Origin of the sequence: Lentzea sp. NPDC042327, assembly GCF_040647275.1 — a bacterium.
GTDB lineage: Bacteria > Actinomycetota > Actinomycetes > Mycobacteriales > Pseudonocardiaceae > Lentzea.
Window position 1 is genome coordinate 39633 of sequence record NZ_JBEZBX010000026.1, and the last position, 14792, is coordinate 54424.

15 protein-coding genes and 1 tRNA gene are annotated in these 14792 nt (G+C 71.4%); 9 read left to right on the forward strand and 7 right to left on the reverse strand.

The annotated features are described in order from the left end of the window. The first annotated feature begins 172 nt into the window (after positions 1 to 172). The 4 genes from AB0A63_RS38320 to AB0A63_RS38335 all read left to right on the forward strand — a co-directional run bounded on the left by AB0A63_RS38320 (position 173) and on the right by AB0A63_RS38335 (position 4179). Entirely contained in the window at positions 173 to 1816 is a 1644-nt protein-coding gene (locus AB0A63_RS38320; protein ID WP_360400906.1) for a bifunctional 3'-5' exonuclease/DNA polymerase, read from the forward strand. 155 nt (positions 1817 to 1971) lie between these two features. Next, a complete protein-coding gene (locus tag AB0A63_RS38325; RefSeq protein ID WP_360400909.1) occupies positions 1972 to 3351 on the forward strand; it encodes a carbohydrate-binding protein in 1380 nt (459 codons plus the stop codon). A 55-nt stretch (positions 3352 to 3406) separates the two neighbouring features. Then, positions 3407 to 3478: transfer RNA gene (locus AB0A63_RS38330), tRNA-Val, on the forward strand. 62 nt (positions 3479 to 3540) lie between these two features. Continuing rightward, the gene (locus tag AB0A63_RS38335) at positions 3541 to 4179 is read left to right on the forward strand and encodes a helix-turn-helix domain-containing protein (RefSeq protein ID WP_360400912.1); all 639 of its coding nucleotides are present in this window, start codon (positions 3541 to 3543) and stop codon (positions 4177 to 4179) included. Here AB0A63_RS38335 and AB0A63_RS38340 read toward each other — a convergent pair. Beyond that, entirely contained in the window at positions 4172 to 4999 is an 828-nt protein-coding gene (locus tag AB0A63_RS38340) for a hypothetical protein (protein WP_360400915.1), read from the reverse strand. The two genes, AB0A63_RS38335 and AB0A63_RS38340, sit on opposite strands and share 8 nt — an antisense overlap. A gap of 152 nt (positions 5000 to 5151) precedes the next feature. Between AB0A63_RS38340 and AB0A63_RS38345 the strand changes: the two genes are divergently transcribed. Genes AB0A63_RS38345 through AB0A63_RS38360 form a run of 4 tightly spaced genes read left to right on the forward strand, consistent with a single transcriptional unit; the run spans position 5152 to position 8271 of the window. Further along, a complete protein-coding gene (locus AB0A63_RS38345; RefSeq protein ID WP_360400918.1) occupies positions 5152 to 5562 on the forward strand; it encodes a hypothetical protein in 411 nt (136 codons plus the stop codon). An 8-nt stretch (positions 5563 to 5570) separates the two neighbouring features. Next, positions 5571 to 6152: a DUF3558 domain-containing protein gene (locus AB0A63_RS38350; protein WP_360400920.1), complete on the forward strand. Its 582-nt coding sequence runs from the start codon at positions 5571 to 5573 to the stop codon at positions 6150 to 6152. A gap of 40 nt (positions 6153 to 6192) precedes the next feature. After that, positions 6193 to 7482 (forward strand): PPE domain-containing protein, encoded by a 1290-nt coding sequence (locus AB0A63_RS38355; RefSeq protein WP_360400923.1) that lies wholly within the window; start codon positions 6193 to 6195, stop codon positions 7480 to 7482. A 9-nt stretch (positions 7483 to 7491) separates the two neighbouring features. Beyond that, positions 7492 to 8271: an ESX secretion-associated protein EspG gene (locus tag AB0A63_RS38360; RefSeq protein WP_360400926.1), complete on the forward strand. Its 780-nt coding sequence runs from the start codon at positions 7492 to 7494 to the stop codon at positions 8269 to 8271. Between the two features lie 6 nt (positions 8272 to 8277). Here AB0A63_RS38360 and AB0A63_RS38365 read toward each other — a convergent pair whose 3' ends face one another. The 6 genes from AB0A63_RS38365 to AB0A63_RS38390 form a co-directional block, all read right to left on the reverse strand. Continuing rightward, positions 8278 to 9438 (reverse strand): lactate 2-monooxygenase, encoded by a 1161-nt coding sequence (locus tag AB0A63_RS38365; protein WP_360400929.1) that lies wholly within the window; start codon positions 9436 to 9438, stop codon positions 8278 to 8280. A gap of 40 nt (positions 9439 to 9478) precedes the next feature. Continuing rightward, a complete protein-coding gene (gene secD / locus AB0A63_RS38370; protein WP_360400932.1) occupies positions 9479 to 11638 on the reverse strand; it encodes a protein translocase subunit SecD in 2160 nt (719 codons plus the stop codon). Positions 11639 to 11686: 48 nt separating this feature from the next. Continuing rightward, on the reverse strand, positions 11687 to 12013 hold the full coding sequence (locus tag AB0A63_RS38375) for a hypothetical protein (protein ID WP_360400935.1): 327 nt from the start codon (positions 12011 to 12013) through the stop codon (positions 11687 to 11689). Then, the gene (locus tag AB0A63_RS38380) at positions 12013 to 12960 is read right to left on the reverse strand and encodes a tetratricopeptide repeat protein (protein ID WP_360400938.1); all 948 of its coding nucleotides are present in this window, start codon (positions 12958 to 12960) and stop codon (positions 12013 to 12015) included. Before AB0A63_RS38380 ends, AB0A63_RS38375 begins: the two co-directional genes overlap by 1 nt. Positions 12961 to 13231: 271 nt before the next feature. Further along, the gene (locus AB0A63_RS38385) at positions 13232 to 13624 is read right to left on the reverse strand and encodes an NUDIX domain-containing protein (RefSeq protein ID WP_360400941.1); all 393 of its coding nucleotides are present in this window, start codon (positions 13622 to 13624) and stop codon (positions 13232 to 13234) included. 9 nt (positions 13625 to 13633) lie between these two features. Next, on the reverse strand, positions 13634 to 14215 hold the full coding sequence (locus AB0A63_RS38390; protein WP_360400944.1) for an NAD(P)H-dependent oxidoreductase: 582 nt from the start codon (positions 14213 to 14215) through the stop codon (positions 13634 to 13636). Between the two features lie 82 nt (positions 14216 to 14297). Here AB0A63_RS38390 and AB0A63_RS38395 point away from each other — a divergent pair, with 82 nt between their 5' ends. Then, positions 14298 to 14771: a MarR family transcriptional regulator gene (locus AB0A63_RS38395; protein WP_360400947.1), complete on the forward strand. Its 474-nt coding sequence runs from the start codon at positions 14298 to 14300 to the stop codon at positions 14769 to 14771. Positions 14772 to 14792 lie beyond the last annotated feature (21 nt).

Below are 14792 nucleotides of genomic sequence, written 5' to 3' on the forward strand. Positions count from 1 at the left end.
GCCGGTGGTCAGGTGAGGGACAGCAAGACCACACCATCGGGGAATCTTCGCGTTTTTCCTTCACTCCTTCGCTGGCTGGCTTGGAGGAACTCCAACGGAATTGTGGTGCTGACGGCGGTGTAGATGGCCGGCTCGACCGAAATTGTCAGACCCCCTGGGCACAATCAGAGGCGTGCTGGTCTCCCTCGTCCCCGAAGCGGACGGCGCGGGGCGGTGGCAGGAGCTGAACGACGACGGGACCCCGGCGGGTCCCGCGACGTCAGCGCCGTCACTGGCCTCGGCCGTCGCGTCGCTGGAGCGCGCCCACAGACCGCGGTGGCTGTGGGCGGACACCGCGGAGGCCTACCCCGCGCTGCTGGCGGCCGGCGTGCGGGTGGACCGGTGCTGGGACCTGCACCTGACCGAGGCGCTGCTGCTGGGCGCCGAGGGCAGGCACCGCGAACCGCGCGAGCTGCCGGCGGCGGTGGCGCGCGCGTTGCGCCTGCCCGCGCCGGCGGACGTGGGCCCGCGCAAGAAGGACGTCGCGCTGACGTTGTTCGAACCGGAGCCGGTGGAGCTGCCCGGCGGCACCGACGAGCTGGCCGCGCTGTCGCTGGTCTTCCAAGCGCAGCAACGCAATCCGGCGTTGTCGCTGCTGATCGCGGCCGAGTCGGCGTCGGCGCTGGCGGCGGCGGAGATGACCCACCACGGGCTGCCGTGGCGGGAAGACGTGCACCTCGCGCTGCTGGAGGACCTACTGGGCCCGCGCCCCGGCCCCGGCGCGCGGCCGAAGGTGCTGCAGGGGCTGGCTGACCGCATCCGGGAGGCGTTCGGCGGCTACGACGTGAACCCGGACGCGCCGGCCAGCATCGTGCGGGCGTTCAAGCGCGTGGGCATCGAGGTGTCGTCCTCGCGGCGCTGGGTGCTGAAGAAGGTGGACCACCCCGCGGTGGCGTTGCTGGTGGAGTACAAGGAGCTCGCGCGCCTGTGGGCGGCGCACGGCTGGTCGTGGCTCGACACGTGGGTCTCGGCAGGGCGGTTCCGCCCGGAGTACGTGGTCGGCGGCGTCGTCACCGGCCGGTGGGCCTCCCGCGGCGGCGCGGCTCTGCAGATCCCGCGCCTGCTGCGCCAGGCGGTGCGCGCGGACGACGGCTGGCGCCTGGTGGCCGCCGACGCCTCCCAGCTGGAGCCGCGCATCCTGGCCGCGCTGTCCGGCGACGAGAGGCTGATCGACGTCTGCGGCGACGACGACCTGTACGCCGCACTGGCCGCGGACTCGTTCAAGGGCGAACGCCCCCGCGCGAAGATCGCGATGCTCTCCGCCATGTACGGCGGCACCTCCGGCGAGGCGGGCCCGCTGCTCGCCGTGCTGCGCAAGCGCTTCCCGGTCGCGGTCGGCTACGTGGAGGCCGCGGCCCAGGCAGGTGAACAGGGCCGCATGGTGCGCACCCGCCTCGGCCGCACCTCCCCTGAACCGTCCGCGTCGTGGCAGGACCTGGTCAACGGCGCCGACGACGCGGGCAACGTGTCCAGCTCCTCCCGCCAGGCCGCCCGCAACTGGGGCCGCTTCACGCGCAACTTCGTGGTGCAGGGCAGCGCCGCGGACTGGACGGCCGCCCTGCTCGGCGTGCTGCGCACCCGGTTACCGCGCGAGGCGGCGCTGGTGTTCTTCCAGCACGACGAGGTCCTCGTGCACTGCCCGGCCGCAGACGTCGACGGGGTGGTGGCGGCCATCGCGGAGGCGGGCCAGGCGGCGACCCGGCTGCTGTTCGGCGACACACGGGTGCGGTTCCCGATGAACGCCGTGCCGGTGGAGTGCTACGCGGACGCGAAGTGAGGGCCGTCGGCAAGATCCGCGCACCTCGCGTGTCCAAACGAGACGTAGCGGCACCAGCGCGCTTTGTGGCCGTTCGTCCGAATGGCCGCTTGTCCACGGGTCGTGAGAGCGCTCTCATAAATGGACTGCACCCGTGACAAGGAGGTCACTCGCGCATGAGGCAACGCAGTCGCATCCTCGCGGCCACGACAGCTCTTCTTGCCGCGGTACCCCTGGCGATCGCCGCCATGTCCGCCAACGCTTCGATCCCACCCCCTGCAGCGGGATGGACGCAGGTGTGGGGCGACGACTTCAACGGAGCGAGCGGAACCCTGCCGTCCAGTTCGAACTGGATCTTCGACCTGGGCCACGGCTACCCCGGTGGACCTGCGAACTGGGGCACCGGGGAGATCCAGAACTACACGAACAGCACCAGCAACATCAAGCTCGACGGTGCCGGCAACCTGCGCATCACCGCGCTGAAGGACGGCGCGGGCAACTGGACGTCGTCGCGCATCGAGACCCAGCGGTCGAACTTCAAGCCGGCGCCGGGCGGCAAGCTCGCCATCGAGGGCCGCATCCAGATGCCGAACGTCACCGGTCAGGCGGCGCTGGGCTACTGGCCGGCGTTCTGGGCGCTGGGCTCGCCGTTCCGCGGCAACTACTGGAACTGGCCGGGCATCGGTGAGTTCGACGTGATGGAGAACGTCAACGGCATCAACTCGGTGTGGGGCGTGCTGCACTGCGACGTCGCACCCGGCGGTGCGTGCAACGAGTTCACCGGCATCGGCAACTCGCGGGCCTGCCCCGGCGCGTCGTGCCAGACGGCGTTCCACACGTACCGCTTCGAGTGGGACGACGCCGGGAAGTCCTTCAAGTGGTTCGTCGACGGCCAGCAGTACCACACGGTCACGCAGGCCCAGCTCGGCGCGGGCGTGTGGGACCGGATGACGTCGCACGCCGGGTACTTCATCCTGCTGAACCTGGCGATGGGCGGCGCGTTCCCGAACGCGTTGAACAACAACCAGCCGACCCCTGTCGCGGCCACCCAGTCCGGACACTCCATGGTCGTGGACTACGTGGCCGTCTACACGGCTGGCGGTTCGACGACGACTCCGCCCACGACCACGACGACCTCGAACCCCGGCGGTGGTGGTTCGGCGTACAGCGAGCTCCAGGCGGAGAACGCCTCCGAGCGCTCCGGCGGCTCGGTCGCCCCGGCCGAGGGCGGTTCGGGTGTCCACCAGATCGCCAACGGCGGCTACCTGAAGTTCTCCGGCGTCAACTTCGGCTCCGGTCCGGCGCGGCAGTTCCACGCCCGCGTCGCCTCGGGTGCCGCCGGCGGCGTGAGCGGTCTGGTCGAGGTCCGGCTCGGGTCGCGCACGGCGACCCCCGTGGGGTCGATCGCGGTGGGTAACACCGGGGGCTGGGACTCGTGGAGGACCATTCCCGCGAACATCTCGAACATCTCCGGGACGCACGACGTGTACGTGACGTTCACGAGCGGCCAGCCGGCGGCGTACGTGAGCGCGAACTGGGTGAAGTTCGGCCTCTAGACCCTCGTGTTCGCCGGGCCGTGCCCGTCCGCTAGAATCTCGTCCTGCACCACGAGGACGATTAGCTCAGCGGGAGAGCACTACCTTGACACGGTAGGGGTCACTGGTTCAATCCCAGTATCGTCCACGTTTCTCGTGCTCATGGCGCCGCATCCCCCGGGATGTGGCGCCTTTTGCTTTGATTGACCCGTGTACGCCGAACGTCCCGCCCCCGCCGGTCTGGCCTGCCTGTGGACGCGCACGGTGTCGTCGGAGACCGTGCAGCGCGTGGTGCCCGACGGGTGCACGGATCTGATGTGGACACCCACGACGGGCGCGTTGTTCGTGGCCGGTCCGGACACCCGCGCGCAGCTCGCTTCCGTCGCGCCCGGCACGTTGTACGGGGTGCGGTTGCCGCCCGGTGCGTTCCCGTCGGTGTTCGGCGTGCCGGCGTGCGAGGTGCGCGACCTGCGGGTGCCGCTGGCGGAGCTGGTGCCGTCCGCGCGGCTGTCGGCGTTCTCGGAGGTGGTGTCGTTCTGCGCGGCCCGCGTGGTCGTCGACCCCGCCCTCGCCGGCACCGCTGCGCTGCTGCGCACCGGTGACGTCAGGTCGGCGGCCTGGGACATCGGGCTGAGCGAGCGGCAGCTGCGGCGGCGGTGCCTGGACGCGTTCGGCTACCCGCCCAAGGTGCTGCAGCGGGTGCTGCGCTTCGACCACGCGCTGCGCCTGGCGTGGGCCGGCCGCCCCTTCGCCGCGGTCGCCGCCGACGCCGGCTACGCCGACCAGGCGCACCTCTCCCGCGAGGTGCGCGCGCTGGCCGGTGTGTCGCTGAGGCAGCTGATCAGCTGATCCGGCCGTAGCTGCGCAGCGTGAGCAACGCGTCGATCGTGGCGATGGACCGCCACTCGAACGTGACGACCGGCGTGAACGCGGGGAAGCCGAAGTTCCAGCCGCCGTCCTCCTGCTGCCCCGCCTGCAGCTCGTCGAGGTCGCGTTCCAGCTCCGCCTCGCTGAACCACGACCGCGCCAGGCCGCCAGCCCGCGCCGCGAAGAAGTGCGGCGCCATGCCCTCCCCCTGCGCGTACCCGTCCGTGCTGGGCTTGAGCTGCCCGATCCGCGCCGCCGCGAGCTCCGCCCGTTCCCGGTCCGGCACCTCGTCGAGGAACATCACCGCGGCCCGCAGCTCGTACGGGTGGGTCTCGCCGAGCGCCTCGACCTGCCGCCAGCAGTAGTCGGTGGCCCGGTCGAGCCACGGGTGGGTGACCCCCAACGCGTGCAGGGCCGCCGCGATCTGGGCGGTGAGCAACAACCCACCCTGGTCGTCGAGCGTGATCCACGGCGCCACCGGGTGCCCCTTCGACGTGGACAGCCCGAACGGCACACTCCCGTCGGGACAGGTCGCATCGAGCCAGGTCAGCACCGACCCGGCCGGTTCCGGCGCGCTGACCTCGGCGAACATCTGCAACGCCCGCAACGCGTGCAACGGCTGACTGGTCGGCCCCCGGTGGTCCGGCTCCAGCCCGTGCCCGTACCCGCCGTCGTCGTTGCGGAAGGCCAGCACCGCCCGCACCACCGCGTCCCCGCTGCCACCGTCGAAGGCGTACTCGAACCACCGCTGCTCCAGCGTGCGGGCGTTGTGCCAGATGAAGTCCCTCGCGCGTTCGATCATGCCTGCGAACCTAAGCCGCCCGGTCGCGCCACGTCTTGGACGAAACGGCCATGTGACCAGGTCAGCTCACTCGTTCGCCCGCCGGGGGAACCGGCGCTGTGCAAAAATCCTCCAACAGGGGTGTGTGGAAGTTCTGAGGGGAGCTGGCCGAGATGCTGATGTTCGACGCGATCACACCGTGGGCCGTGAGCGGCGCGGTCGGCGCGGCAGCCGGTGCTGCTGCCGCCGCGGCAGGTGCGGCGGGGGCGGGAACCACGAAGTTCAGCGTCGATCCCGACCAGGCCCAGAAGATGATCGAAGGTCTGAGGACGGCCGTGGAGCACCTGCGGACCTTGCAGGACACCGCTGACCAGCTCACTGCTTCTGGTGCCCCTGGACCTGACCCGTTCAGCGGCTACGCCACGCTGCAGATGCGGCAGGCTGCCGGCACCGAACCGGGTGGTTACGGCTGGGCCAACATCAAGGCACGCGAAGCGCTCGAGAAGACCATCGAGAACATCGAGAAGGCTCTGGCCGAGTACCGGGGCACCGACGACGCGGCCTCGTCCGCGATGGGAAGGTAGACACCGCCTTGAAGCGCACGACCATGTTGTTGGCGGCCCTGTTCTCGCTGGCCGCTGTAGCTGGCTGCTCCGACAAGAGTGGTGGAAACCCCACGCCCGAGACCACCACGCCCCCGGCGAGCACGGAGACGGAGACTTCGAGCGCCCCGTCTGGTCCTGAGCTGGACCTGTCGAAGTTCACGAGCAAGCCCTGTGACGTGCTGACCGCCGATCAGCTGGCCGGAGTCAGCAACGTGCGTGCCCCGAAGACTCGAACGGCACCGCTCGGTCCCACCTGCAACTGGGAGTCGCAGGACATCCTGAAAGACACCGGTTTCGGTGTGACGCTGGGTGCGGACCAGAAGTTCGACTCCCTTCTGGGCAACTCACGCACGTCTCCGATCTTCACCGAGTCGAAGGTCAGCGAGCTGCGAGCATTCAACTTCGACAGCACTGACGGCACCCGTGACTGCTCTACTGTCGTCGAGACCGGCAAGAACAGCGTGATCATCGCGCAGGCGCACGTCGCTCTGCAGCAAAAGGGCATCAAGAAGCCGTGCGAGGAGAGCCAGAAGATCGCGGCGGCAGTCATCAGCACACTGAAGGGGTAGGGACATGCCTGGGGATGAGCCGAACATCGCTGGTTTCGCAATGCTCCCCTTCGCGGGTGGCGAGACCGTCTACAACTGGTTCAACAAGGGCAAGGGCCCAAGCCAGAGCACCGCGCTGACCAGCCAGGGATGGCGTGATGTGGCCGGCGGTCACAACGAGGTCGCCGAGATCATCAACAAGGCGGTGCGCGACTCCGGCGCGGCGTGGGAGGGCCAGGCCGGTGACGCGGCCCGCAGCACCACCTCGCCGCTCGCGACCTGGGCGGACATGACCGGCAAGTCCGCTCAGGACGCCGGCAACACGGCCGACTCCATCGGTGAGGCGTACACGAACGCCAAGTACCAGATGCAGAAGCCGCCGGAGGTCCCCGACAAGCCGTTCCTCAACGACCTGGCCCCGTGGGACACCGACTACGACAAGGCCGTCGAGAAGAACCAGCAGGTCAGCGAGCAGAACATCCGCGCGTTCAACCAGTACGCGGAGGCGGTGAACCAGAGCACCAACCAGATGCCGACGTTCATCTCGCCGGACGCGACCGACGCGAACATGCAGGAGCAGAACAACCGGTCGATCGACCGGGTCACGCCGCCGAGCACGCAGCCGCCGCCCATCGGCAGCAACCCGCCGCCGGGCACGGGGACGCCGCCCGGTACCGGCACGCCGCCGGGCATCGGTGGCCCCGGTGACGACACCGGCACGTCGGGCTGGAAGCCGCCGGGTTCCGGCGGCGACGACACCAACCCGTCGCAGCTCAACCCGAACGACCCGCGCAACCGGCCGCCGGTCTTCGTGGACCCGAACGACCCCCGCAACCGGCCTCCCGGCCTCGACCCCACCATCCCGCCGGGCGGGCGGTTCGACCCCAACGACCCGCGCAACCGGCCGGGTGGGCCGAACGACCCGCGCAACCGGCCCGGTGGGCCCGGGGTGCCCGGCGGTGGCAGGCCCGGTGGGGGCGGTGGTGGCGGTGCCGGTGGTGGCATGCGGCCGCCGGGTGCCGGTGGCATCGGTGGTGCTGCCGCGGCCGGGCTCGGCAAGGGGCCCGGTGGCATGGGCGGCATGGGTGCCGGTAGCGGCTTCGGTGGTGCGGCCGGTGTGGCCGGTGCCGAGCAGGGACGTGGTGGCGCCGGTGGCTTCGGGCCCGCGGGTGCGGGTGCGGCCGGTGGTCGTGGTGCCGCGGGTGCGGCCGGCATGGGCGGCATGGGTGGTGCCGGAGGCCGCGGTCAGGGTGACGAGGACAAGGAGCACAAGTCCGCGTCGTACCTGCAGGAGACCGAGGACATCTTCGGCGACGGGACGATGGTCGCTCCGCCGGTCATCGGCGGTTAAGGGGGAATTGTGCTTCGGAGCAGGGTCGCCATCCCTGTCGTCGCGCTGTACCAGGCGTGGCAGGTCGCGGGTCTGCCGCAGCTGCACAGGGCGTTGGTCACGCAGGTCGACTTCGACTCGGAGTCGCTCGAGGAGGGCGACCTGAGCGGGTTGGAACGGCTGCAGCGCACGGCGTGGGCGCAGCTGGAGCAGACCGGGCTCGCGCGCGGCGGGGAGATCCACCCGGACCTCGCCGGCGCGTTGCGGCTCGTGGTCGAGGCCGGTGCGGAGTACTGGGCGTTCTTCAGCCAGAAGGACGGTCCTCAGCAGGCGGTCCTGGTCGTGTCGAACGGCCAGGACGCGCTGCGGGTCGTGCTGACGCCGGACCAGCTGTTCGTGCTGGAGCCGGTGCGGGCGGACGAGGCGCCGCAGTCGCTGGTGGCCGCGCTGCCGCCGACGCCGGCCGGGAAGGGCGCGCCGATCACGTTGCCGGAGGACGCGTTGCAGCAGAAGCGGCAGCCGTCCTACGAGGACACCGGCTCGTTCCTGCAGCAGAGCCGGCCGACCAGCACGCCGAACGACCAGCTGGTCGCGCAGCTCAAGACGATCATGTCGGAGCCGCGGACCGGTGGTGGCCAGCTGTACTCGGCCAAGCGCGACCACACCGGGCGCAAGCAGCGCTGCGCCGCCCCGCTCACCTACCTCGACACGGTGAGCGGGCGGTACGTGGCGGCGAAGAGCGAGGGCTGGCTGCGGGTGCAGCCGGCCGACTTCGGCACGCTCGCCCGGCTCACCGCGACGATGCCGTAGCAGGACTCAGGAGAACCGCAGCGCGTCCGGGCCCAGTTCGGCCGGGCTGCGGTGACCCGAGAGCCCCAGGGTCAGGTCGAAGTCCGCGAGCAGGCCGCGCAGGACGTGCTTCACGCCGACCTGCCCGCCGTGCGCCAGCCCGTACGCGAACGGCCGCCCGACCAGCACCGCCTTGGCACCCAGCGCCAGCGCCTTCACGACGTCGGCGCCGGTGCGGATGCCGGAGTCGAACAGCACGTCGACCTGCTCCCCCACCGCCTCCACGACGGCGGGCAGCACGTCGAGCGACCCGACGGCGCCGTCGACCTGGCGCCCGCCGTGGTTGGACACGACGACTCCGTCCATTCCGGACTCGACCGCCTTGCGCGCGTCGTCGGGGTGCTGGATTCCCTTGAGGACGATCGGCCCGTCCCAGTGCTCGCGCAGGAACGCCAGCCGGTCCCACGACTTGTCGGTGCCGGTGAACAGCTGCACCCACCGCAGGATCGCCATCGGCAGGTCCTCCTCGGGCGACTTCGCGAGCCCCGCGCGGAAAGCCGGGTCGCTGAACGGGATGGCGGTCCCGACGCCGCGCAGGAACGGCAGGTAGGCCTGGTCGAGGTCGTGCGGCCGCCACGCCAGCGTCCACGTGTCGAGGGTGACGACCAGCGCCGTGTACCCGGCCTTCTTCGCCCGCTCCAGCAGCGACGCGCAGACGTCCTGGTCGTTCGGCCAGTACAGCTGGTACCACCGCGGCCCGGCGCCGGACGCCTCCGCGACCTCCTCGATCGTGTGCGACGACGCCGTGGACAACACCATCGGCACGCCCAGCTCGGCCGCGGCCCGCGCGGTGGCGAGCTCCCCGTCGGGGTGCAGGATCGACTGCACGCCAACGGGTGCGAGCATCACCGGCGCCGGCAGCTCGGTGCCCAGCACCGTAACGCCGAGGTGCCGTTCGGTGGCGTCGGTGAGCATCCGCGGCACGATCCGCACCCGGTCGAAGGCCTCGCGGTTCGCCCGCACGGTGGCACCCGAGCCCGCACCTCCCGCCACGTACCAGAACGGACCCGGTCCCAGCCGGGACCGCGCGGAGTCCTCCAGCGCGTCCGGGTCGGTGGTGAACGGCGGCACGGTGCCGCCGAGCCCCTGGAGGTAGATCTCGTTCTGGTACGCGGCGAAAGAGGTCATGGCCCCTACTCTGCTACGAGTCCCGCGGCGTGAGGAAGAGCTACACGCGGGCTCCCGCCGGTGCCTTGCGGGTCGCCGCCCGCACCGGGCGCGGCCACCGCTGCTCCAGCCAGATCGCGACCGGCGCCGCCGTGACCACTGTGGACATCGTGCCGAAGATCAGGCCGATGAGCAGGGCGGTCGCGAAGTTCGCCAGTGAGCCGTCGCCCAGCACGAGCAGTGCGGCGAGCACGAACAGCACGCCGATGCCGGTGTTCACGGTGCGTGGCACGGTTTGGACCACGGCGTCGGAGACCACGTCCTGGTAGGCGGCTTTCAGGCGGGAGCCGCGCAGGGTGCGGAGGCGGTCGAAGACGACGACGGAGTCGTTGACGGAGTAGCCGATGACGGTGAGCAGGGCGGCGAGGAACACGCCGTCCGCGGTCTTGCCGAGCCACGCGAAGATGCCGACGAGGACCAGCACGTCGCTCAGCAGTGCGGCGACCGTGGCGACGCCGAGGCGCCAGTCGAAGCGGATGGCCAGGTAGCCGAGCTGGGCCGCGACGGCGATGGCGAGGCCGATGACGGCGTTGCGGCGCAGTTCGGAGGACAGCGACGGGCCGATGAGCTCGTTGCTCGACTGGCGGGCGCCGCCGTCGACCGCGGAGTTCACGACCTCGCCGATGCGGTTCGAGGCGGCGTCGTCGATCGAGCCGGTGCGCAGGGAGACGTCGCTGCCGGAGGACGACACGACGACGTCCTCGAAGCCCGCGTCGGCCAGTGCGCCGCGGACGCGGCCGGCGTCGACGGGGCCGCCGGCGGTGAAGTCGAGCATGCGGCCGCCGGTGAACTCGACACCCAGGTTGAGGCCGCGCAGGAACAGGCCGGAGACCGCGACCAGCACCAGGACGGCGGCGCTGCTCAGCCACAGCCACGGGCGGCGGTACAGGACGAGCTTCAGCCTCGACCGGACGAAACCGAGCGAGTCCAGGCCGCTCAGCCGGGGCCGCTTGGCCACGAAACGCGTGCCCATCGCCCACAGCACCAGCACGCGGGACAGCACGAGCGCGCTGAACATCGACGCGAGGACACCGATGGTCAGCGTCACGCCGAAGCCGCGCACCGGCCCGGTGGCCAGCCAGAACAGCAGGCCGGCCGCCAGCAGCGTCGTCACGTTGGAGTCCGCGATGGCGCTCAGCGCACCGCGGAAGCCCGCCTCGGACGCCCGCCGCAGGTTCGCCTTCCGCGCGTACTCCTCGCGGGCCCGTTCGAAGATCAGGACGTTCGCGTCGACCGCCATGCCGATGGCCAGCACGAAGCCGGCCAGGCCCGGCAAGGTCAGGGTCGCCCCCACGGCCAGCAGTCCGGCGTAGGCGACACCCGCGTAGCCGACCAGGGCGACGACGGCGAGGAAACCGGCGAGCCGGTAGGCGAAGACGAGGAACAGCGAGGTCAGCGCGATGCCGATGATCGCGGCCTGGGCGCTCGCGTCGATCGCCTCGGCGCCGAGGGTGGCACCGACCGTGCGCTGCTCGATCACCTCGACGGGCACGGGCAGTGCGCCGGAGCGGATCACCAGGGCCAGCTCGTTGGCCTCGGCCTGGGAGAACCGGCCGGTGATGGTCGTGGCGCCGCCGGGCTGGCCGCCGCCGCACGGGGTGTCGGTGCTGACCTCGGGTGAGGAGACGACGTTGCCGTCGAGCTTGAACGCGATCTGGCGGCCGGGGTCGCCGGAGGGCACGCAGGCGGCCTCGCCGGTGACCTTCTGCCACGTCTTGGGCGCGTCGCCCTGGAACTGGATGTTGACCACGTAGCCGGCGCCCTGCTGGTTGCGCACGGCGGTGGCGTCGGAGATGCCCTCACCGGTCATGACCTGGGCGCCGTTGCGTTCGACGGTGAGCTGGGCGGTGCGGCCGAGGACCTTCACGGCCTCTTCCGGGTCCTGCACGCCGGGCAGCTCGACGACGATCCGGTTCTCGCCGGAGCGGGCCAGGACGGGTTCGGCCACGCCGAGCTCGTCGACGCGGCGGCGCAGCACTTCGAGGGCGCGGTCGGTGGAGTCGGAGTCGCCCTTGGCCTCCAGGACGATCTGGGTGCCGCCGCGCAGGTCGAGGCCGAGGCGGGGATCTGTGGTGAGCAGCAGGAAAGCGGAGGCGACGAGGACGCCGAGCGACAGCAGTGCGCGCACGAGCAGCCCTCGTCGCGCGGTGTCGCGCGACATGGGTTGGGAGAGCCTTCCGGGAGGAAAGTGGTGGCTGAGAACGCGGTGTCAGCGACCGGAAGGCGGTGAGCGGTCCCGCCGCGGGGTCCAGCGGACGCCCTCGGGCGTGCGGTGCACGCGCCGGGTGAACGCGACGAGGAACCGGACGGGCAGCGCGGGCTTCGCGACCGGCGGCACGTCGGCGGCGAGCTGGGCCAGCGGCACCTGGGCGGCCTGCTGGTTGTGCGGTTTGGGGACGGCTCCTGGCAGGTTCGCCACGTCGTGCGTGTGCTGCACGACCGAGCCCCCGACGTGGGCGGCGGGTGCGGGCGCGGCGAGGACGAACAGCTGTCCGAGGAACAGCATGATCGCGAGCGCGACCGCGTTGCGCCGCATCACCGCCTCCTGCCTCCCCCGACGTAGACCAGGGCGCCGCCGACCACGGCGCACAACCAGGAAAGCACAAGAGGCTGCATCGTGGTGGCGCCCAGCACCAGCGCGACGGTCCAGCCGGCGAGCAACGCGGCCGACGCGCCGAGCAGCGACACGGTCACGGCGAGCTTGCGCAGGTGCCACAGCGCCTTGAACGGCCGCAGCCGCAGGCCCACGACCAGGCAGCCGAGCACCAGCGCGGAGGTCAGGAACGCCAGGTAGGGAGTGGGGCGGGGCATGCCGGCGAGCAGCGCCAGCAACCCGCCGCCGACCAGCAGCAACGCCAGCGTGCGCAGCGACCGCCACACCTGCGCCTTGTTGAGCTGCGCGGGCGGCTTGGCGGTGCGGCGGCGCTGCACGGTGGCGAGGTTCGCCTTCGAGTCGGCGTCGGACGGGTCGAGCTTGATCGCCTGGCGGTAGGCGTGCTCGGCGGTGCCCCAGTCGCGCATCCGCAGCGCCGCGTCGCCGAGGACCTGGGCCGCGCGGACCTCCGACGGTGCGAGCTGCGAGGCGTGCAGTGCGGCGTCGAACGCCTCCACCGCGCCGTCGGGGACGTCGGCGAGCACCTCGGCCAGCACGACGTAGCCGCGCCAGTCGCCCGGCTTCTGCCGCACGGCCTCCCGTGCCGCGACCGCCGCCTCGGGGTGGCGGCCCAGGTCGCTCAGCGCGAGCGCGGCCAGCCGCTGCGACCAGGCCCGTTCCCCGTCGAGCACCATGGCGCGCTTGGCCGAGTCGAGGGCGGGACCGGGTTCGCGCAGGTCGAGGTGGGCGGCGGCGAGCCGGCACCAGGCCTCGGCGTGCCGAGGGTTCGCCGTCACGAGGGGACGCAGCAGGTCGATCGCCTGCCGCGGCTTCCCCGAGGCGGCGAGCTCAGCGGCGCGCAACAGCACCGCGGTCGTCGGCTCGGACACGCCGCCCAGTGTGACAGCGCACCGCGGCACCTCGAACGGGTGACCGCCTGGGCACTCTTCGCGCTGGTCAGCGTGGTCGTGGTGGATGTGGATGTGGACGCGCGGGGACCGGGTGCGCCGCTTCACTGCGCACGAGGCCCCCGCGCGATCGACGGCCGGTCAGATGGAGTGACGGGCCGCGATCCCTGCCGCACCTGCTGCAACGACGGACCGCGGCCGGTGAGTCCCGGTTGCACCGAAAGTCACGCGCATCACGTGGCAAGCGCTTGCCTCAGGTCAGCAGGCCCGCCTCGTGCAGGTGGGCGAAGATGATCCGGACGACCGGTGAGATCCGGTCCACGTCGGCGGTCGTGAGCCACGCGAGCTCCTCGATCTCGCTCGCGGCGGCCAGCTCCCCCGTGAACGACGCCGTGTAGCAGGTCATCCGCACGGTCACCCCCGACGAACGGCCGTGCGCCTGCGCCTCGAACGTCCCGACGTGCCGCGCCGAGGCGGCATCGATGTCGACGGACAGCTCCTCGCGGATCTCGCGCACGAGCGTCTCGACGTCGGTCTCCCCCGGCTCGCGCTTGCCACCGGGCAGGTAGTACGTGTCCTTGCCGGCCGAGCGGGTGCCGAGCACCCGGCCGTTCTCCAGCAGGATCCAGGCGATCTTGTCGATCATGCCGCCAGGCTAGGCGGACGCGAGCTCCTTGACCACGCGGTGCGCGTCGGCCAGCGACTCCACGGCCAGCTCGCGGAACTGGTGCATCTGCGGCACCACGTCGGCCAGCGTCAGCTCGGCGTGCACGAACTCCAGGGTGCGGTCCAGGCCGATCATCGACAGCACGGCCCGCAGGTACGGCTCCTGGAAGTCGAAGCCCTCGCGCGGCGTGCCCGGCTTGTAGGAACCACCGCGCGCCGTCACGACGACGACCCGCTTCTCCCCCAGCGGCCACGTGCCGTCCTCGCGGGCGAAGAACTCCGAGGTCGCGACCTGGTCGATCCACGCCTTCAACGTGGACGGGATCGAGAAGTTGTACATCGGCGCGCCGATCAGGAGCACGTCGGCGGCCTTGAGCTCGGCGGTCAGCTCGGCCGCGATCCCCTGCTCGGTGCCGTCCTTGTGCGGCACGGGCACGGCGTGGAGGTCCCGGTAGGTGTAGCCGCCCTCCGGGTTGGCCGCGCGCCAGCTGTCGGCGAAGGCCCTGGTGATGTCGCGGGTCACGGACCCGTCGTAGCGGATGCTCGAGTCGAGGTGCAGCAGGTTGGTCATACCCAGAACATACGAGTGAAGAACTTCCGAGTCAAGATGTTCCGAACTGAGAACATCTCCTCCGGGAGGTAGGATGGGTCACATGCAGGAGCAGCCGGAACTCATCGCCGCGTGCGCGGAGAAGTGGGACTTCAACTGGCTGCTGCACCGCGCCGCCCAACGCGTCGGCGCCGCGTTCGCCGAGGAGATCCAGCGGTTCGGCATCTCCCTGCGCGGCCAGCTGATCCTCCAGGCGCTCGCCACCGAGGAGGCCCAGCGCACGCAGCTCGCGCTCGGCGCCATGCTCGGCCTCGACAAGACGACGCTGACCAGCGAGCTCGACAAGCTGGAACGCGCCGAGCTGCTCGTGCGGGTGCCCGACCCGTCCGACCGCAGGGTGCGCACGCCGGTGATCACCGACAAGGGCCGCGCGCTGCAGAAGGAGGCGGGCGACGCGCTCGCCGAGGTCGAACGCGCCTTCCACGCCCGCTTCTCCCCGCAGGAGATGGAGACCATCCGCAAGGCCCTGCAGGACCTGTCGCACGGCGAGGGGCCGACGCACGGCTCCTGCATCTAGCCGGACTCAAAATTCCGCGTT